The organism is Methylocapsa polymorpha (assembly GCF_045689225.1).
Classification (GTDB): domain Bacteria; phylum Pseudomonadota; class Alphaproteobacteria; order Rhizobiales; family Beijerinckiaceae; genus Methylocapsa; species Methylocapsa polymorpha.
This window is the reverse complement of the sequence record NZ_CP136862.1, coordinates 2,668,626-2,687,436: the sequence shown is the minus strand read 5'-3', so window position 1 is coordinate 2,687,436 and position 18,811 is coordinate 2,668,626. Positions and strand designations below refer to the sequence as shown.

Annotated in this window: 16 protein-coding genes; 10 read left to right on the top strand and 6 right to left on the bottom strand. The window is 62.5% G+C overall.

All coding sequences use genetic code 11. From position 1 onward, the window contains the following. Positions 1 to 74 precede the first annotated feature (74 nt). The 6 genes from pyc to amoC form a co-directional block, all read right to left on the bottom strand. A complete protein-coding gene (pyc, locus tag RZS28_RS12325; RefSeq protein WP_407338044.1) occupies positions 75 to 3,518 on the bottom strand; it encodes a pyruvate carboxylase in 3,444 nt (1,147 codons plus the stop codon). A gap of 576 nt (positions 3,519 to 4,094) precedes the next feature. Further along, entirely contained in the window at positions 4,095 to 4,625 is a 531-nt protein-coding gene (locus RZS28_RS12320; protein ID WP_407338043.1) for a hypothetical protein, read from the bottom strand. Between the two features lie 252 nt (positions 4,626 to 4,877). After that, positions 4,878 to 5,036 (bottom strand): hypothetical protein, encoded by a 159-nt coding sequence (locus RZS28_RS12315; RefSeq protein WP_407338042.1) that lies wholly within the window; start codon positions 5,034 to 5,036, stop codon positions 4,878 to 4,880. 21 nt (positions 5,037 to 5,057) lie between these two features. Next, on the bottom strand, positions 5,058 to 6,335 hold the full coding sequence (gene amoB / locus RZS28_RS12310) for a bacterial ammonia monooxygenase, subunit AmoB (RefSeq protein WP_407338041.1): 1,278 nt from the start codon (positions 6,333 to 6,335) through the stop codon (positions 5,058 to 5,060). 71 nt (positions 6,336 to 6,406) lie between these two features. Continuing rightward, the gene (amoA, locus tag RZS28_RS12305) at positions 6,407 to 7,288 is read right to left on the bottom strand and encodes a bacterial ammonia monooxygenase, subunit AmoA (protein WP_407338040.1); all 882 of its coding nucleotides are present in this window, start codon (positions 7,286 to 7,288) and stop codon (positions 6,407 to 6,409) included. A gap of 193 nt (positions 7,289 to 7,481) precedes the next feature. Continuing rightward, complete coding sequence (gene amoC, locus RZS28_RS12300; RefSeq protein ID WP_407338039.1) at positions 7,482 to 8,279, bottom strand: bacterial ammonia monooxygenase, subunit AmoC; 798 nt, start codon at positions 8,277 to 8,279, stop codon at positions 7,482 to 7,484. Between the two features lie 864 nt (positions 8,280 to 9,143). On the opposite strand from amoC, the gene RZS28_RS12295 reads away from it, so the two are divergent. From RZS28_RS12295 to fdxA, 10 genes are all read left to right on the top strand, one after another. Beyond that, on the top strand, positions 9,144 to 9,617 hold the full coding sequence (locus tag RZS28_RS12295) for a hypothetical protein (protein ID WP_407338038.1): 474 nt from the start codon (positions 9,144 to 9,146) through the stop codon (positions 9,615 to 9,617). Positions 9,618 to 9,721: 104 nt separating this feature from the next. Beyond that, positions 9,722 to 11,161, top strand: a complete 1,440-nt coding sequence (locus tag RZS28_RS12290) for a M48 family metalloprotease (protein WP_407338037.1) — start codon at positions 9,722 to 9,724, stop codon at positions 11,159 to 11,161. A gap of 224 nt (positions 11,162 to 11,385) precedes the next feature. Then, the gene (locus tag RZS28_RS12285; protein ID WP_407341112.1) at positions 11,386 to 11,562 is read left to right on the top strand and encodes a DUF3311 domain-containing protein; all 177 of its coding nucleotides are present in this window, start codon (positions 11,386 to 11,388) and stop codon (positions 11,560 to 11,562) included. Then, entirely contained in the window at positions 11,552 to 13,054 is a 1,503-nt protein-coding gene (gene mctP / locus RZS28_RS12280) for a monocarboxylate uptake permease MctP (protein ID WP_407338036.1), read from the top strand. The genes RZS28_RS12285 and mctP overlap by 11 nt, the downstream gene beginning before the upstream one ends. Positions 13,055 to 13,124: 70 nt before the next feature. Further along, complete coding sequence (locus tag RZS28_RS12275; RefSeq protein ID WP_407338035.1) at positions 13,125 to 14,402, top strand: FAD-dependent oxidoreductase; 1,278 nt, start codon at positions 13,125 to 13,127, stop codon at positions 14,400 to 14,402. Positions 14,403 to 14,530: 128 nt separating this feature from the next. Further along, on the top strand, positions 14,531 to 15,538 hold the full coding sequence (locus RZS28_RS12270) for a D-alanyl-D-alanine carboxypeptidase family protein (RefSeq protein ID WP_407338034.1): 1,008 nt from the start codon (positions 14,531 to 14,533) through the stop codon (positions 15,536 to 15,538). 237 nt (positions 15,539 to 15,775) lie between these two features. After that, positions 15,776 to 16,249 (top strand): hypothetical protein, encoded by a 474-nt coding sequence (locus RZS28_RS12265; RefSeq protein ID WP_407338033.1) that lies wholly within the window; start codon positions 15,776 to 15,778, stop codon positions 16,247 to 16,249. Positions 16,250 to 16,286: 37 nt separating this feature from the next. Beyond that, complete coding sequence (locus RZS28_RS12260; protein ID WP_407341111.1) at positions 16,287 to 17,468, top strand: CobW family GTP-binding protein; 1,182 nt, start codon at positions 16,287 to 16,289, stop codon at positions 17,466 to 17,468. A gap of 56 nt (positions 17,469 to 17,524) precedes the next feature. Next, entirely contained in the window at positions 17,525 to 17,806 is a 282-nt protein-coding gene (locus tag RZS28_RS12255) for an RNA-binding S4 domain-containing protein (protein WP_407338032.1), read from the top strand. Between the two features lie 263 nt (positions 17,807 to 18,069). Next, positions 18,070 to 18,408 (top strand): ferredoxin FdxA, encoded by a 339-nt coding sequence (gene fdxA, locus RZS28_RS12250; RefSeq protein WP_407338031.1) that lies wholly within the window; start codon positions 18,070 to 18,072, stop codon positions 18,406 to 18,408. Positions 18,409 to 18,811: the final 403 nt, after the last annotated feature.

Here is an 18,811-nt window from a genome sequence, read left to right as displayed (position 1 = left end):
TCCAGCACTTCAGCTAACGACTAGCCGCCCTCGCCCTCGGCGAAGCCCTCAAGCGTCTGGACGAACCAACCTGTTCACTCCAGCAGCATCAAAAGGTCCCTGGCGTCGATCTGCTGGCCGGGCGCGACGAGGATCTCCTTGATCTTGCCGTCGCGCGGCGCATGCAGCGCGGTCTCCATCTTCATGGCCTCGAGCGTCGCGACAATGTCGCCCGCCTTCACGTCCTGACCCTGACGCACCGCGATCGTCGAGACCGCCCCCGGCATGGGCGCCCCGACATGCGACTCATTGCCCTCCTCGGCCTTTCGGCGCGTCACAACCTTCACCGAGGCCGCGCGGTTCTGGACCCGGATGAGGCGGGGCTGGCCGTTCAGCTCGAAGAAGACCTTGACCTGCCCGTCTTCATCCGTCTCGCTGATCGTCTGCAGAAGCAGCACAAGCGTCTTGCCAGGCTCGATCTCGATAGAGAGTTCGTCGCCAGGCTGCATGCCATAGAAGAAGACCGGCGTCGGCAGCACCGAAACGGGGCCATAACGGCGGACGGTCGCGGAAAATTCCTGGAAAACCTTGGGATACATCAGCCAGGAGGCGAATTCATCGTCGCTGAGCTGGCGCCCGCAGGCCTTCTCAGCCTCGGCGTGAGCGGTAGGGAGATCGGTCGGCGGCAAAAGCGCGCCAGGCCGCACGTCAATCGGCTTCTCGCCTTTCAGCGCCTTGGCCTGCAAGGCCTTGGGCCAACCGCCGGCGGGCTGGCCGAGATCGCCTTTCAGCATCTCGACGACCGAGGTCGGAAAAGCGATCTCGCGCTTTGGATCGAGCACGTCCTCCGGCGTCAGATTCTGCGAGACCATCATCAGCGCCATATCGCCGACGACCTTCGAGGACGGCGTCACCTTGACGATGTCGCCGAAAAGATCGTTCGCGGCGCGATAGGCCTTGGCGACCTCGTGCCAGCGCGTCTCGAGGCCGAGGCCGCGCGCCTGCTCCCTGAGATTGGTGAACTGGCCGCCCGGCATCTCATGCAGATAGACCTCGGAGGTTCCCGCCTTGAGATCGCTTTCGAAAGCGGCATATTGCGCCCGCGCGGCCTCCCAGTAGAAGCTCAGCTGGCGAATGGCCTCAGGATCGAGACCAGTGTCGCGGCTGCTGTTGCGCACGGCCGCGGCGATCGAACCGAGGCAAGGCTGCGAGGTCATGCCCGACATGGAATCGATGGCGGCGTCGACGGCGTCGACGCCCGCATCGATCGCGGCGAGCACCGTCGCCGCCGATATGCCGGACGTGTCATGCGTATGAAGGTGGAGCGGCAGGCCGACGGCCTCGCGCAAGGCCTTGACGAGGACGCGCGCCGCGGCGGGCATCAACAGGCCGGCCATGTCCTTGATCGCGAGGATGTGGCAGCCCGCGCGCTCGAGCTCCTTCGCGACGCCGACATAATAGTCGAGCGAAAATTTCGCCCGCGAAGGGTCGAGAATGTCGCCGGTGTAGCAGATCGCGCCCTCGGCGAGCTTGCCCGTCTCGCAGACGGCGTCGATCGCGACGCGCATGTTCTCGACCCAGTTGAGGCAATCGAAAATGCGGAAAAGATCGACGCCAGCAGCGGCCCGGCGCACGAAATATTTGACCACATTATCAGGATAGTTGGTGTAGCCGACGCCGTTTGCGCCGCGCAGCAGCATTTGCATCAAGAGATTGGGCGCGCCCTCGCGCACAAGGGCGAGGCGCTCCCAGGGATCTTCCGAAAGGAAGCGCATGGCCACGTCGAAGGTCGCGCCGCCCCAGCATTCGAGCGACAAAAGCTGCGGCAGGCCCTTGGCGTAGGCCTCGGCCGCCGCGGCTATGTCCTTGGTGCGCATGCGCGTCGCGATCAGCGACTGATGCGCGTCCCGCATTGTCGTGTCGGTGACGAGCACGCGTTCTTCGTTGCGCATCCATTCGGCGAAGCTCTTCGGCCCGAGCCGTTCAAAATGCTGGCGCGCGCCGTCCGGGACCGCGGCGCCGGCGAATCGAGGCGGAATCGGCGTGCGCGCGGTCGCGGGCGGGCGGGCCCGGCCGCGGGTCTCCGGATGACCGTTGACGGTGACGTCGACAACCCAGGTGAGCAGCTTGGTCGCGCGGTCCTTGCGCTTCTTGAAATCAAAGAGAGACGGCGTCTCGTCAATGAAACGCGTCGTGTAGTCATTGGCGACGAAACGCGGATGGTTGATGATATTGTGCAGGAAGGCGAGATTGGTCGCCACGCCGCGGATGCGATATTCGAGCAGGGCGCGGTCCATCCGGCGGATCGCCTCTTCAGGCGTCGCCGCCCAAGCCGTCACCTTTTCGAGCAAGGGATCATAGTAGCGGGTGACGATCGCGCCCGAATAGGCGGTGCCGCCGTCGACGCGGATGCCGAAGCCCATGGCGCCGCGATAGGCGGTGATGCGGCCATAGTCGGGAATGAAATTATTCTCCGGATTTTCCGTCGTGATCCGGCATTGCAGCGCATGGCCTGACAGGCGGATGTCTTCCTGCTTTGGAATGCCTGTCTCTTCGGGCCTGCCGATGCGCTTGCCCTCGGCGATGCGGATCTGCGCCTTCACAATATCAAGGCCGGTGACGACTTCCGTGACCGTATGCTCGACCTGAATGCGCGGATTGACCTCGATGAAATAGAAAGCGCCCGCATCGCCGTCGAGCAGGAATTCAACCGTTCCCGCGCCGATATAATGCGTCGCGCGGCCAATCTTCAAAGCCGCCTCGCAGAGGGCGGCGCGCGTAGCCTCATCGAGATAGGGCGCTGGCGCGCGCTCGATGACTTTCTGGTTGCGGCGCTGGATCGAGCAGTCGCGTTCGAAGAGATGCACCAGTTCGCCATGCGTATCGCCGAGGATTTGCACCTCGACATGACGCGCGCGCCGCACAAGCTTTTCGAGATAGACCTCGTCCTTGCCGAAGGCGTTTTTCGCTTCGCGCTTGGCGCTGACCACGGCGTCGAGGAGCTTGTCCTCGCTCTCGATCGGCCGCATGCCTCGCCCGCCGCCGCCCCAGGAGGCTTTGAGCATAACCGGATAGCCGATCTCATGGGCGAGGCGTTTCACAGCCTCGGGATCGTCGGGGAGTGGCGGCGTCGCCGGCATGACCGGGACGCCGCAGGATTCCGCGAGATTGCGCGCCGCCACTTTGTTGCCGAGCGCGCGCATGGTCTCTGGCGTAGGCCCGATGAAGATGACGCCCGCGGCCGCGCAGGCTTCGGCGAATTCAGGGCTTTCAGACAGAAAGCCATAGCCCGGATGGATCGCATCGACCTTCGCTTCCTTGGCGATGCGGATCACTTCGTCAATCGAGAGATAGGCTTCGAGCGGTCCCCTGCCGAAGCCGATCTGATAGGCTTCGTCGGCCTTGAAGCGATGCAGCGAGAGCTTATCCTCTTCCGCATAGATGGCCACCGTTCGAATGCCGAGCTCGGTGGCCGCGCGAAAGACCCGGATTGTGATTTCAGACCGATTGGCGACCAATAGACGACGAATTCGGGCCATGGATGCTCGCTACCATTTGGATGCTCAATGTCTCGCCGCTGGAAACCATGCCTTGCTTCGCAGGGTCAAGCCCGCGCCAATCAGGACGCAGCGGGTCGGCGCCGTCGCGGCGGTATGGCGCCGCCCAGATCTCTTGCATTTGCCGAGAACCGGACGGCGTTCCGACTCCATTCGCAAATCTTTTGCCGCTCGGACGACACCGTTTTTTCTAGAGCATTTTCAAGCGAAACGGACGCCGGTCCATATGATGAAAAATTTTCCAATTCTATGGAATCGAAAGCTTTCTCCAGAGAAGGACAGGGCCTCGACGCGCAAAATAGCCCAACTCCCGCCGATGCGCGACTCGCCGTCGCCCCGGGGCCCACGCGGCCTGGGGAATGTTCGATCGAAGGGAAAAACAGGCCGCGCTCGGATCATGCCCCGCGAGCTATTTGAAGATGCGACTCGATGGTCGCGAGCGGATCTTGCGTCTAGCCAGCCAAGCCCTCACGCCGGAGCCAGCAAACAAAAACGCCGTCAAACCAAGGCCTTCCGCAGCCTTGCGAATTCAACAGCCGCCGGCCCGCCACTAAGGCGTCACTTGAAAAAATATGGAATCCAAAAGACGAGCACCAGCAAATATCCAAGGGACAGCGCAAAGGATAGGACTGCGCCGACAGCGAACGCGCGACGATAGATGGACGCGTAAACAACGACATTCCACAGGAAAATGGGAAAAAGAAGAAAGCTCGCCAATTCCTGGGCTGGCAGGTCCTCGCCAACGAAGGCGAACCCCTGCACGAGCAGAAAGCGAAAGAAGAAATTGACGAAAGCCACGACCGCGCCGGCGGCGGCCAAAGCCGTAAGGGTCTGGGTCAGGCGCTCGTCGTGTCCGAGAAGCCGGGCGGCGAGCGCCGCGACCAAAATCAACAGCGCAGCTGCGCTAATTCCTATCCCGGCCGCCCCGACCACAGAATGCGTCGCAAGTTTGATCGCAAATTCAATTAGAACGAAAAGGCCCAGGCTCACCCTAAGGAGCAGGCTCGAATGAGGCAACACCTCCGGGCCTACGTCCGAGCGTAGAATGCCGACGAAATTATGAATGAGCGGAGGCAGCTTTATCTTCATTGGCACACTCGGTCGTTCAGGAAAGATCTTGCGCTTCTGGGACTTTCGTCCCGCCGCAACGGCGCGCAACGCGTGGAATTTGGAAAGTCGAGCTTAAACTAGATCATCTCATAGGCATTAGGATCGGCGCTCGCCCGACTGGAAATCGGAATAGAGCAACTTGTCCGACTCCCGACCTTCGAACGGCTGTTAAGCCCTTGAAATGATCATGTCTGGGCCAATTCGCAGGAATCCGCAAATCCTCGTTTAGCCTCAGTCCGCCATGCGCTTGCGCGCCCGAGTTTTCAGAAAGGTCAATGCGAGGAGGCCGGCGCTCAGGCCGCGCACCGCCATTGCAACGCCTCTCAAATCAATTCCCCCGCCGGTTTCAGAAAAACCGGCGGGGGAGGCATTCATCTCATCGCTGTTCACAACTCGTCAAAGCGACCTTGCTTAGACGGGCAGGAACTCAGGAATGACCGGTCCGCCGACTTCGACCTCGTAGCGACCGCCGCTCGGGGTGAAGAAGAACAGGAGACCAGCAAACGAGCTGTCGACGTCATAGGCCAAGTCCGCCAGACGTTCCGTATCCCAACGGGCGTCCTGAACCTTGACCGTGATTTCCTTCGTCTCGCCGGGCGCGATCGGGCTGTTGTCGCTCAGCGTCAGCCCTCTGTCAGCCAGGAGATAGTCCGGATAGTCGACTTTCTGCGTATAGACGTCGGCGTTCAGGAAGCGAAGGCCAGCAGTCGCGAACTCGCCAATGCGGACCGGCTCCTTGCCGTTGTTGGTGATCTTGTAGGTCGCAACGAGTTCGCGGCCCGGCACCTTATAGGTCCCTCTTTCGTACGTGATCTTGAGGGGCGCTTCCGGAATGTCGAGAGCCGGGATGGCTCTGATATTGCCGGCCTGGAGAGGAATCGTCCGGGGGAATTCGCTGGCGGTGATCGCGTAGGAAACGATGACGACCAAGAGCGTGGCCGCGAGGGCCACGGCGCCAATCTGGCGCTCTTGAGGCGTAATCAGTTCCTCACCCTTGCCGCTCGCTACGGAGATGTAGCGGCCGACGAAGCCGCGCTTGCGGAACCAATAGCCGATCCAGACGATGCCGGCGAGGAACCACAGAGCGTGCCAGAAGTAGATATTGCTGATCTTGTAGCTCTCGAGGTCGATGATCTCGCCGTTGAGCAGGGTGACCGGATTGGTGAAATTGGCCATGTCCCCCTTGATCTCGATCCATTCGCCGGGCCCGATGATGGGACCGCCGGTCTGGACGCTCAGCTGGGTGTGGACATGGAAGCGGCCGGGCCGACGGCCCTTGAGCAGAACCCGGAACTCATAGGTCTTGCCCAATTCGAGCGACAGCGAACGTGGGACAAATTTCCCACCGAGCCAAGAGCCCTCTCTGACGAGCACCGGTCCGGGCTCGCCGACGTTGAGGAAGGCGACTTCCGGCTTCGCGACCGCCACCGGCCAAGCGTCCATGATATGGAGCTTGCCGGTGATTTCCATCTCTTCGTTGACGTTAACGGACGTCTTCGACCATTTCACGTCATACCAGTTGAGGGTGCGCATCCGGAGGAACGCGGCCTGAGATTTTTCACCGTGGGCGTCAGCCGGTCCCGCGCCCGTCATCGACGCAGCGAGGCCGACGGCCAAGCCCAAGGCCCAGAGCCTCCCAGCCTGGCGCTTGGCGTGGCGCGCCAGTGTACTAAACATGGATGTTTTCATTTAAAGTCTCCCACACGGCCGAGCCGTGGCATTGTCCGTATTCAACGAGTACTTATTCGACTTTGCGACGCTTAGACGCCGGTCGTATATTTCGTGGTCGAGAAGAGCTTGCCCACGTACCACCACCAGAAATACACCAGGATCGAAACGAAGCCGGAGAAGAAGGCCGCCACGGCGACGACGTCCTTACCGAAGGTGCGCATCGTGCCGCGCTCGACGAAGCGGAGATATTCCGGCATCGACGTGCGGACGTATTCAAAGCCGATCAAGTCAGCGAGAGACATAAGGAGGCCGTATTGTTCGGTCGCCTGATGATAAGGCGCAAGAATTGGCCAGTTTGTGGGATAGAGGAGCAGACCCCAACCCATCGCGCCGACGATCGCGGTGACGATGAAGCTGCGGCTGAGCAGCAGCACGATGTCGAGGAAAAGCGCGCTCGGGACCAAGGAGGTCGGCCAAACAAGGCTGATCGGGAAATAGGTCCAACCCCAGAAGTTGGTGTACCTATTGATCCATTCGCCGGTGAGGAGCGCGATGACCAGGAAGGTCGCGCCGAAAGGAAGCCGGTAGCTTTCCCAGAAATAGGCCTGGGCGGCGGCCGGGAAGGTCACGAGAACGATCGGCAGAACCGTCGGCCAGAAGCGCCGATCTTTCCAGTCGATCCAGAAGTCCCAGTCACCCATGGTGAGCATGGCGTGAATGTGGTAGCCGCCGAGGGTGATAAGAAAAAGCGACGCCAAGAGGAGAATGTCGGCGCTCTTTACGAGCCCCGCAGCCTCGGCCTTGGAGTTGAATGGGGTGCCGGCAGCGGCGCGCGCTCCGCCAGCAAGCACGCCAGCATCCGCAGCGAGCGCCGGCGCATTGGCCCCAGCGCCGCCTTCGATACCCGGCGACGCCGCAATCGATTCGGTCACAGGACCGGTCGCGGCCAGGTTTGGTTTACTTCTAAACATTACAATCCTCCCTATTGCTCCGCCGGACTCGATTGCCGGATTTATCGGAGCAAATTCCAGTTGGTCTCAGTTTTACCGCTCGACCCTAGAGCGGCCGTTCCTCAATCCGGTTATTCTCCGAGAAACGACCGCGTCCTCGGTCATTCGCCAGCGGTTCGGATCGTCAAACAATCCTCGCCGCCAACGCTCATTATTATTCCGCCGGCTCGAGGCCGACGACGTCCTCATAGCCAGCGCAAAGCTCCTTGATCCGGCCGAGGATCTGCAGCGACACGCCGAACACCGCGAGGGCGAACCAGCCGAAGAACACGAACATCCAGTGCAGAGGAGCGACGAAGAGCTCTTCCATGAACCAGAACGTGTGGCCCCATTCATTGAGCGCAACGTTCGGGAAGATCATGAACGGGCCGACGAACAGCAGCAGATAGGCGATCGAATAGCCATGCGAGCCGAAGGTCGGGAGCCGGGTCCGAGCATAAACGAAGCCGCCCACACCGATGATGATGTAGATCGGATAGCTCATGTAGAACTCGATGATGTGGCTTGGCGTGAAGTCGGTGTCGCGAATGACCGTCTGATGCCAGGTGCCGTCCTGCTCGGTGAAATAGCTGGCGCCCCAGTAGATCGCGAGGCCGTAGACGAAAATCCAGTTCAGCAGGTAGAAGATGCGGCGCAACTCTTCGCGCGGGGCGACGGTTGCGAGATCATTCGGGCGCGTCTTCCAGAGATAGCCGATGATCCCGAGGAAGGAGATCAGCTCGAGCGGCTCCTCGATGTAGAGGATGGTCATCCAATATTTCTGGAATTCCGGGGAGAACGAGTCCAGCCCGGCGTACCAGCCGAAGACTTGCTCGTAGATGCGCACGCCGACGTAGAACAAGGACAATATAACGCTGCCGATGATGAAGGGCTTGGGGTCCCATACCGGCGTAGCCGCGGAGAGCGCTGCAGCGTCCGCGCGGCTAGGGGCTGTTTCAGTAATTAAACTCATCTCACTTGCCTCTCAGCTCTTGGGGATAAGATCGTTTTTGTTGTGGGGATTTAAGACCGCGGACCCGGCCGGTGGCCACATTCTGCTCCAATGGACCAGGTTCGTCGCCAGCGCCATTGCGGCCAATGACGCAGACAGATCGGTCGATCGTCCGCCCCAACGATTAGATCCGACCAGTACCACGAACAATATTCGGTCAGGCGGGTGTAAATGACCTTTGTTTGGGTAGGAATGAACTACCTGAAAGGATAGGACCTGTCGCCCGCCCTGCTTCAGGCGCTTTTGGGCGGGATGTTTCGGGATAGTATGGGGAGGGCTCAACGCCAGCCGCCTAGCGCGCCCGTCGTCGGAAAACGCGCCTGGATGCTGCTAGATGCCAGATGACGGAAGCCCAATGACGGGGGTTCGGATGGCGGGGAGGCGCGCGGCGACGCGATCGAAAAGGCTGCGAACGCAAAGCCAAGGCTCCGCTGCGGCAAAGCGTCGCGGCGACGCTTGGCGGGCTTGCATGGCGGGACTTTGCCTTATGCAGATTTCTGCAGGCGTATCTCCAGCCATAGCCGAAGACCCTTGCTCGGCCGTCGGGGCGCGGCGAGGCCTCGTCCTATCCGTCAACGAGAGGCTCGAATTGGCGCTCAACGGCGGCGAGGCCCTAAAAATTGCCGGGATCGATCCGCCCCGCCCGACGCCCGACGATCCGGACCTCGACACGAAATCGCGCGATCGGCTTGCAAGCTGGCTCGCCGGACGAGAGGTTCTGTTCCGCCCGCTTGGCGAGCGCCAAGACCGCTGGGGGCGCACGCCGGCCCTTGTCTTTGCGGCGGCCGGGCCCCCAGTTCGGCGGTCCTTCAGGTTGGCGAGGCTGTGCTCGACGCCGGCCTCGCCCGGTTCGAGCCGAGCGCCGATGCGCGGCCCTGCCGCGCCGCCCTTCTCGCCGCGGAAGCCTCGGCGCGCTCCGCCGCGCTTGGAGTTTGGGGCGATCCGTATTATGCGGTTATCGCCGCAGCCGACCGGGCGTCCTTCACTGAAAAGGCCGGAACGTCGGTGATCGTCGAGGGCCGCGTGACCCATGTTGACGTCGGCGGCGTGCGCATGACGCTTCTTTTTGGACCGCGCCGAGGTTGGGATTTTTCACTCACGATTTTGCAACGCAACATCAAAAAATTCGATGCGGCCGGATTGAATTTAGCTGGATTCGCCGGCCGCGTTCTTCGCGTGCGCGGTCTTCTCGACATGCAGTTCGGACCGCAGATCGAGATCTCGGGTCCGGACGCGATCGAAGTCATCACGCAAGACCGAGACGAAGCCGCGGCCGATCCGGCTCCCCCGCGGCGCTGAAGCGGGTCGTCGGCGCGATATGAACGGTCTCTTGGACATCGCCCTTTCGCGGCGGCCGGAACGCCCTTCGCCCCCGGCGCGCGGGCTCGGCGCAAGAGCCGCCCTTGGCCGCCGCCGCGCTCGCCCTGGCCGCCTGCGCCACGATGGAGCCGCAAGGCGGCCAGCCTTTCCAGGCGGCCGCGCCGCCGCCGCGCCCCTCCGGAGCCGAGGCGAAGCGATCGGCCGAACATGCGCGCATGATCGCCCTTTTCGACGGCGAATACAGGGACCCGGCGGCGGAGCGCTATCTCAATGAGGTCCTGGTCAAGCTCGCCAATGCGGGCGAGCGCGGGAGCGAACCCTATAAGGTCACGATCCTGAATTCCCCGATCGTGAACGCCTTCGCGCTTCCGCCGGGAAACCTCTATGTCACGCGCGGCCTTCTGGCGCTCGCCAATGACGCCGCCGAAGTGGCCGCGGTCATGGCGCATGAGATCGCCCATATTACCGCAAAGCACGCCGTTCGACGGGAAGAAGAGGAGAAGCGCGCCGCCGTGATCAGCCAGGCCGCGAGCGTGCTCCAGAACAAGCAGAAGAGCGAGGAGGTCGAGGCCTCGGCGCGGCGCACGATCGCAAGCTTTTCGCGCCTGCAGGAGCTCGAAGCCGATCAGATCGGCATCAAGGTCATCTCCCGGGCGGGCTTCGACCCATATGGGGCGGCGCGGTTCCTGGACGCCCTCGGCCGCTCGGCGGCGCTGCGGACCTCGCTCATCGGCCAATACGCCAGCGCCAACAAGCCGGACATTCTTGCGACCCATCCCTCCACCCCGGAGCGGGTCGCGGCGGCGACCAGCGCCGCCCGGCAGATAGGCGCGCCAGGCCTCGGCGCGACGGACAGGGCGTCCTATCTCGCGGCGATCGACGGCATGGCTTTCGGCGACAATCCGTCCGAAGGGTCCATCCGCGGCCGCAAATTCGTGCATGGGCGGCTCGGTTTCGCTTTCTTGGCGCCTGACGGCTTCGTTCTCGAAAACTCCTCCCGGGCGCTGCTCGGCGTGACCTCCGGGGGCGACGAAGCCCTGCGCCTCGACAGCGTCAAGGTGGCCCCTGCGACGACGCTCCAAGCCTATATGACCTCGGGCTGGATCGACGGCTTGGAGGAAAGCTCGATCGAGGCGACCGAGATCAACAACTCACCGGCGGTGATCGCGACCGCCCGCGCTGGCGAGTGGAGCTTCCGCCTCGCCGTGATCCGTTTCCAGCCGTCCGAAGTCTATCGGCTGATTTTCGCGACGCGCGCTTTGACGGACGCCAGCGAAAAGCGGTTTCGCGCCTCGATCGATTCGTTTCACCATGCTTCCGAGGAAGAGATTCGAGCAGTGCGTCCATGGCAGATCGCCATTGTCGCCGCTAAGCCCGGCGACACGGCCGAGACGCTCGCGGCGCGGATGGCCGTCCCCGACCGTCAGCTCGACTTTTTTCTGCTCATCAATGGCCTCGAACGCCGCGGCCCTCTGCAGGCCGGAGAGCGCTACAAGATCATTGTAGAGCAACCCTCCGAATAGCCTCTGGACGAAAGCGGATCCGTCCGGCGCGGGCTCCCGGCTCGGATCATGCGGCTTCGCTTATCCGCCGAGCGCTGCGAACCGTTTCTCCACGGCTCAGCTATCGCCTGATTGATTTCGGGCGCAAAGACGGGCTAGCATTTATATCGATATGGTCCGCTTTCGCGCTGAGCTTGCTGGCTTCTCTGGGAACGGGATTTGAACGGGAGATTTTCCGCGTGCGCTTGATCTGGCTCCTTCTCTTAGTCCCCTACGCCGCACTGCTTTGGGTTCCATTCTACAATCATAGATTGCCGGATCTTTTCGGTTTCCCTTTCTTTTACTTGTATCAATTGGCCTTTGTGCCGATCACCGCCCTGCTGACCTATATTGTCTATCGGCGGGTCCGCCATGATCGGTGAAATCGATTACCCGGCGCTCGCTGTCTTTATCTCCTTCTTCGCCGCCGTCACAGCGATGGGCTTCGCCGCAGCGCATTGGCGGCGGCCGAAAACCCTGGCGCATCTCGACGAATGGGGTCTTGGCGGGCGCCAGTTCGGCCCTTGGATCACCTGGTTTCTCGTCGGCGGCGACATCTACACCGCCTATACAGTCATTGCAGTTCCCGCTCTGGTCTATGCGGTCGGGGCCTTCGGATTCTTCGCCCTGCCCTATTCGATCCTCGTCTTTCCCTTCGTTTTCGTGGTCATGCCGCCCTTATGGAAGGTCGCGCGGGAGAACAATTACGTGACCGCGGCAGATGTGGTCCATGGCCGCTACGGCTCGCGCGCGCTCGAGCTCGCGGTGGCGGCGACCGGCGTCATCGCCACCATGCCCTATATCGCCTTGCAACTGATTGGCATGGCCGCGGCTATTCACGCCCTGGGCCTCAAGGGAGAGATCCCGCTCGGCGTCGCCTTCGTCATCCTGGCTCTTTATACTTACTCTTCAGGCTTGCGGGCGCCGGCCCTGATCGCCTTCGTCAAGGATGCGATGATTTATATAGTCGTCGCCGTTGCGATCGGGCTGATCCCCCTGAAGCTCGGCGGCTATGGCGCGGTGTTCGAGGCCGCCGACGCCGCGTTCAAGGCGAAGGGTTCGGGCGGCATTCTGCTGAGGCCGGACCAATATGTCCCCTATGCAAGCCTCGCATTGGGCTCGGCGCTCGCTTTATTCATGTATCCGCATACGCTGACCGCGATTTTCGCGAGCTCCGGCCCCGACACGATCCGCAGGAACGCTTATCTGCTGCCGGCCTATACGATTGTGCTCGGCCTGCTCGCGCTCCTTGGCTACATGGGCCATGCCGCGGGCCTGAAGCTTTCCGATAATAATGACGTCGTGCCGGCTCTGTTCAAGATCCTGTTTCCGGGGTGGTTCGCGGGCTTCGCCTTCGCTGCGATCGCGATCGGCGCGCTCGTTCCCGCCGCGGTCATGAGCATTGGAGCGGCCAATCTCTTCACCCGCAATTTCTGGAAGGCCTATGTCAATCCCGAGGTCACCCCCCACGGCGAGGCGAGAGTCGCGAAAAACACGTCGCTCGTCGTAAAGATCGGCGCGCTCTTCGTGATCCTGTTCCTGCCGACCCAGTTCGCGCTCGACCTGCAATTGCTCGGCGGCCTGTGGATCCTGCAGACCTTTCCAGCCGTGGTTTTCGGCCTTTTCACCGGCTGGTTCCGCGCCCCCGGCCTTCTCGCCGGCTGGGCGACGGGCTTCTTGGGCGGGACTTGGCTTGCCTGGGCGAATGGCCTCAAGCCTTTGCATACGCTGACCTTCGGCGACAATCGCGTCACCCTTTATTCCGGCCTGCTGGCGCTCGCCGCGAATATTCTCGTCGCCGTTTTGGTCAATGCAGCGCTCCGACTGCGCGATTCTCGCAGGGGGGCGCCGAGTTCCGCCGGCGCGGTCAAATAGGGCGCCCGCCATTCACCCAGCTTTGACGACTCATATCTATGGTCCCTGGCGCTCAAGACGAAACGGGAACATGACGATGAACGAAGCTGCGCAAGGAAACCCACGAGAAAACGCCTCCTGCCGCTGCTGCGTCGTCGGCGGGGGACCGGCGGGAATGATGCTCGGGCTTCTTCTCGCCCGCGCCGGGATCGACACGATCGTTGTCGAAAAGCACGCCGATTTCCTGCGCGACTTTCGCGGGGACACGATTCACCCCTCGACTCTCGAAGCCCTGCATGACCTCGACTTTCTCGACGATTTCCTGAGGCTGCCCCATCAGGAAGCGCGCGTGCTCGAGGGCAGGATCGGCGACGTCACGATTCCGCTCGCCGATTTCTCGCACGTCCGAACGCACGCCAAGTTCATCGCCTTGATGCCGCAATGGGATTTCCTCGATTTTCTCGCCGAAAGGGCCAAGCGCTACCCGAGCTTCCGGCTTAAGATGTCCACGGCGGTCGAAGGCCTCATAGAGGAAGACGGCCGGGTCGTCGGCGTGACCGCCAGGACCCAGGAGGGCGTCTTGACGATCGGCGCCGATCTCACCATCGGCGCCGATGGCCGCCATTCAACGGTGCGCGAAGCGGCCGGATTCGCGCCGCAGGACATTGGCGCGCCAATGGATGTGCTTTGGTTCCGGCTGTCTCGCCGGGAAACCGACCCTCTGGAGACTTTTGGCCGGATCGACGCAGGGCAGATCCTGGTGCTGATCAATCGCGGCCAATATTGGCAATGCGGCTATGTGATCGCCAAAGGGTCCGCCGATCGGCTGAAAGCGCTTGGCATAGGGGCGTTGCGCGAACGGCTTTCGACGCTGGCGCCGTTTCTCGCCGATCGCGTCGCCGAGCTGGACAGTTTCGACGCCGTCAAGCTCCTGACCGTGACCGTCGATCGGCTGCCGCTGTGGCATAGGCCCGGCCTCTTATGCATCGGCGACGCCGCGCATGCGATGTCGCCGATCGGCGGCGTCGGGATCAATCTCGCCATCCAGGACGCGATCGCCGCCGCCAATCTTCTCAGCGAGCCTTTACTCGACCAAGGAATTCCGACCGACGAAACGCTAGCCAAGGTGCAGGCCCGGCGCGAATGGCCGACCAAGGCGACCCAGGCGATCCAGGTCTTCATTCAAAAGAACATGGTTTCGCGCGTTCTCGCCGGCTCGGGCAAAATCAAGCCGCCCCTGTTCCTGCGGCTTTTCATTTATTTGCCCATCCTGCGGCGGTTGCCCGCCCGCATTATCGGAATAGGCGTCAGGCCGGAGCGGGTTGCTGCGCCTGCCCGCGCGCCCAATTCCGTGGCCGCCAAATCCTGACCTCGTCGCCTGGCCAAGCGCAAGCATCGCCTCGCCGCTGAGCATAGAGCTTTTCATTCGCGCTTACCCGGGTTAGGAATGAGAACAGGCAACGCTTCGTTATGGCTTTCTCGATGCCGCCAGGTCTCATGATAGAAGTATCAAGAAACAGGGCTCCGGGAAGCCGGCGCCCAGAGCCCGGTTCGGCGCAGGGCGCGAAAGCGCCGTCGCGCGGTCGCGGACTCAGGCGCCGCTTCGCCCTCCTCCTGACCGCAGCCCTGTGGCTTTGCGCCGCCCAGACCGGTAAGGTTTCGGCCGCGCCGGCTTTGGTCGTGGAATATCCGTCAGGCGCGGTCCTATACGAGGATCACGCGACGCAGCCCTGGTATCCGGCGTCGCTGACCAAGCTCATGACGGTCTATGTCGCGCTGAAGGCCGTCCGCGACCATCGCCTCACCCTCGACACGCCGCTCGCCGTCTCGACCCGCGCCACGGCTATGCCTCCGTCGAAAATGGGTTTCAGGCCAGGAACGCTGGTGACGCTCAACAACGCCCTGAAAATGCTGATGGTGAAATCGGCGAACGACATAGCCGTCACGATCGCGGAAGGGGTTTCCGGCTCCGTCGAGGCCTTCGCCGACGAGATGAACGAGGCCGCTTCTTCGCTCAACCTCAACCAGTCCCATTTCGTCAATCCGAACGGCCTGCCGAACCCTCAGCATGTCTCCTCCGCGCGGGATCTCGCGATTATCGCAGTCGCCCTCTATTCGACCTATCCGGACCAGGCGGACCTATTCAACATTGGCGCTTTGCGTCTCGGCGGCGAAATCATAACCAATCACAATAATCTCCTCGGCCGCTATCCGGGCGTCGATGGGATGAAAACCGGCTTTACCTGCGCCGCCGGCTTCAATGTCGTCGCAAGCGCCACTCAGGGAGGCCGGAAGCTCATTGCTGTGGTGCTGGGCGCGCCGAACGTCATGCAGCGGACGATCAAGGCCGCCGCGCTTTTCGACCGCGGCTTCGCCGGCGTCGACCGCCCGTCGGCGCCGGTAGCGAGCCTCCAGGCCCAGCAAAACGCGGCGCCCCCGACGCGGCGGTTTGCCGCAAGCGCGGCAAGGCGGTCGTCGAATTCAACGCCGAAACCGAACGTCTGATCGCGCCGCTCAGATCGGGCCAGGCTTCCGCCGGCGGCGACCGTCCTTGCTTTATACCAATGCGCTCGCCAGGCCCGCGCCGATGGCCCGCCGGATCGCCTTGGCGCCTATGCCCTCCTTCGATCCGACGCCGGTCTTTGTCGGCGCCCCAATGGCTACATAGGACCGATCGCCCAGGCGCGCCCCCCGCCCATTCTCCCCTCGGGACCGAGCCTCCGCCTGAGGCCGCGCGCGCCTATGCGCCGACCAGCCCGACGACGCTCGCGGAGGGCGCGGCGCCTCGCCGCCGATGTCGCTCCGCGCCCGACAAGGCTGCGCGGCAGGCGCGCCCATGCCGCGGCTATCCACGAACATGGGCGCAGGCGTCATGCGGCGCAGGCGGAATCCGAGCCCATCGGCAGCAAGGATGCGGCGGCATCGCCGAAAAAGGCCAAGCCGGCCAAAGGCAAAGCGGCTGAAAAGAGCCGCGCCGCGGAAAAGACAAAGGCAGTCGAAAAGACCAAGACTGCTGAAAAGAATAAAGCTCCCGGGAAGACAAAGACCGCCGAAAAGGCCGAAAAGAAAGCCGAGCCCGCCAAGACCGCGACAGACAGGCGCCAGCACGCCAAACCAGTGACGAAGCTCGCGCAAAAACCAGCCAGCGAGACCAAGACCGCGGCGCACGCCAATAAGCCTAAGCCGGGTCATCCCGACGCCGCCGCCCGACAATGATGGGCGCGTCATGCCGCAGCTCGAGGCTCCCCGAGCGATGAACCCCAATCAAGAGGCGGGCCAGGCGACGGCGGGCCAGAACAAGCGGCCGCCGCCGCCCTTCCCGCTGACGATCGTCACCGGTTTTCTCGGCGCCGGAAAGACCAGCCTGCTGAACCGCCTGCTGCGCGATCCGGCGCTCGCCGACACGCTTGTCATCATCAATGAATTCGGCGAAATCGGCCTCGATCATCTCCTTGTCGAGAAAGCCGTGGGCGACATGCTGGTCATGACGTCGGGCTGCCTCTGCTGCTCGATTCGCGGCGATCTCATCACGACGCTCGAAGACGCCTTGCGCCGGCGCGACAATGGCCGCATCACGCCTTTTCAAAGGGTGGTCATCGAGACGACGGGGCTCGCCGATCCGGCGCCGGTTCTGCATACGATCATGTATCACCCCTATCTCATGCTCAGGTTTCGCCTCGATGGCGTCGTGACGCTGGTCGACGCCGTCAACGGGATGGCGACGCTCGACGCGCATGAGGAGGCGGTGAAACAGGCCGCCGTCGCTGACCGGCTCGTCCTTGCCAAGACCGATCTTCTCGACGAAGCCGCCAGCCTGCGCCTAAACGATCTGCGTACGCGTCTCGCGAGCCTCAATCCCGGCGCTCGCCTCCTCGACGCGGCGAAGGGAGAAGCGACGGCGAATTCGCTTCTCGACGCGGGACTCTACGACCCCACGCGCAAGAGCCCCAACGTGCAGGGATGGCTGAACGCGGAGGCCTTTCCCAAGGACGCTGCAAAATCCGCCCATCATCATGACCGCCATCATCACGAGCCGCATGACGTCAACCGTCATGACGCGCGCATCCGCGCCTTCTGCTTGCGCCATGACGCGCCGATTCCGCCTGCCGCCTTTGACCTGTTTCTCGAACTGCTGCGCAACGCGCATGGGCCGAACCTTCTGCGTGTGAAGGGGATCGCGGCGCTGGCCGACGACCCCTCGCGGCCCGTCGTCATCCATGGCGTGCAGCATGTCTTTCACCCGCCGGCGCGTCTCGCGGCCTGGCCCGACGGCGATCACGGGTCCCGCATAGTCTTCATTTTGCGCGACATGGAGCCGGCGTTCGTCGAGGGCCTATGGAACGCGTTCGTCGGCCTTCCCGCGCCCGACAGGCCGGACGGCGAGGCCCTCGTCGCCAGTCCCTTGGCTCCGGCGAAAGGCGGCCTGCTCGCTTGATACGGGCCCGGGCGATGATTACATTGCAAGGCGCGCCTTCGTCGTGAAGGAAAGGCATGGACGAACGACAGCGGCTTGACAAATGGCTCTGGTTCGCCCGCGTGGTCAAGACTCGAAGCCTCGCGGCCCGGCTTGTGGCGGAGGGCTATGTGAGGCTGAATGCGCGGCGGATCGAGACCCCCGCCAAATCGGTTGGACCGGGCGACGTGTTGACGATCGCGCTGGAGCGGCAAGTGCGGATCCTGAAGATCCTTGCTCCAGGGACGAGGCGCGGCGGTTTTTCCGAAGCGAAGCTGCTGTTCGAGGAGCTCACGACCGGCGCGGCGCAGCGAGAGTGACCGCAAGACCTCCTCGCAACATCAGGCGACTGTTTCGCGCGTCGAACGTCCTTGCTTAGGTAGATCAAAGGCGCTAGTGCATCGTGCCGGCCGCGCCCCATCCGGGGGAGAAATTCATTTCATAAAATCAAGATGTTGCGCTTGAGCCTCGTTCGTCGGAGGGGAGCTATCGCCGGGCTGGACGATTAGGCGGACCGCAACCTGCTGGAGAAATGACGGGGTGGCGAGATTTCGCTGGCCTCGCCCGCCCAAGGAACATGCTCATGACCTATGTCGTCATCGAAAATTGCATCAAATGCAAATACATGGATTGCGTCGAAGTCTGCCCCGTGGATTGTTTCTACGAAGGCGAGAACATGCTGGTGATCCATCCGGATGAATGTATCGATTGCGGCGTCTGCGAGCCGGAATGCCCCGCCGAGGCGATCAAGCCGGATACGGAACGCGGACTCGAGAAATGGCTCGAGCTCAATGGCGCCATGGCGAAGGCCTGGCCAAATGTGACGGTCAAGCGCGACCCCTTGCCTGACGCGAAGGCGTTCGATGGCCGCCCCGGCAAATATGATGAGTTTTTTTCCGCCGAGCCCGGCAAGGGGGATTAACGTAGCGGCGGCCTCGTATTTAGGCGCTGAGAAGAAGGCCGCTCCTGGTTCGGAAATTCTTTGGCTTTGCGGCAAACCAGGATCGGGCTTCGCGGCAAACCGCGATTAACGCCGCAGCAAGCAGCATATCTTTTGATTTTCGATCTTTTCCGTGCTATGTTCTTCTGATCGTCGGCAAAGCGTAAGCTTGCGGCCATCTGTCAGTCATCCGCGTCTTGGTAGGCTCTGCAAAGCACCAAGGCGATTATTTTTTATGATGCCCAGCGCGGGTCGAAGCCTCGTCTCGCCAATCCCGCCACGTCATAGACGGATGATCATCGTATAGGAGTGACCCGCTTCGCGTCTTTCCAGGACCCGACTGCGGCGTTCTCTGAGCGGCGGACATGTTTTCCGCCGTTAATGA

Excerpts from the sequence above, each read along its gene's own strand:
- pyc (WP_407338044.1), bottom strand. The coding sequence starts at position 3,518 with ATGGCCCGAATTCGTCGTCTATTGGTCGCCAATCGGTCTGAAATCACA.
- RZS28_RS12320 (WP_407338043.1), bottom strand. The coding sequence starts at position 4,625 with ATGAAGATAAAGCTGCCTCCGCTCATTCATAATTTCGTCGGCATTCTA.
- amoB (WP_407338041.1), bottom strand. The coding sequence starts at position 6,335 with ATGAAAACATCCATGTTTAGTACACTGGCGCGCCACGCCAAGCGCCAG.
- amoA (WP_407338040.1), bottom strand. The coding sequence starts at position 7,288 with ATGTTTAGAAGTAAACCAAACCTGGCCGCGACCGGTCCTGTGACCGAA.
- amoC (WP_407338039.1), bottom strand. The coding sequence starts at position 8,279 with ATGAGTTTAATTACTGAAACAGCCCCTAGCCGCGCGGACGCTGCAGCG.
- mctP (WP_407338036.1), top strand. The coding sequence starts at position 11,552 with ATGATCGGTGAAATCGATTACCCGGCGCTCGCTGTCTTTATCTCCTTC.
- RZS28_RS12275 (WP_407338035.1), top strand. The coding sequence starts at position 13,125 with ATGACGATGAACGAAGCTGCGCAAGGAAACCCACGAGAAAACGCCTCC.
- RZS28_RS12270 (WP_407338034.1), top strand. The coding sequence starts at position 14,531 with ATGATAGAAGTATCAAGAAACAGGGCTCCGGGAAGCCGGCGCCCAGAG.
- RZS28_RS12265 (WP_407338033.1), top strand. The coding sequence starts at position 15,776 with ATGCGCCGACCAGCCCGACGACGCTCGCGGAGGGCGCGGCGCCTCGCC.
- RZS28_RS12260 (WP_407341111.1), top strand. The coding sequence starts at position 16,287 with ATGAACCCCAATCAAGAGGCGGGCCAGGCGACGGCGGGCCAGAACAAG.
- RZS28_RS12255 (WP_407338032.1), top strand. The coding sequence starts at position 17,525 with ATGGACGAACGACAGCGGCTTGACAAATGGCTCTGGTTCGCCCGCGTG.
- fdxA (WP_407338031.1), top strand. The coding sequence starts at position 18,070 with ATGACCTATGTCGTCATCGAAAATTGCATCAAATGCAAATACATGGAT.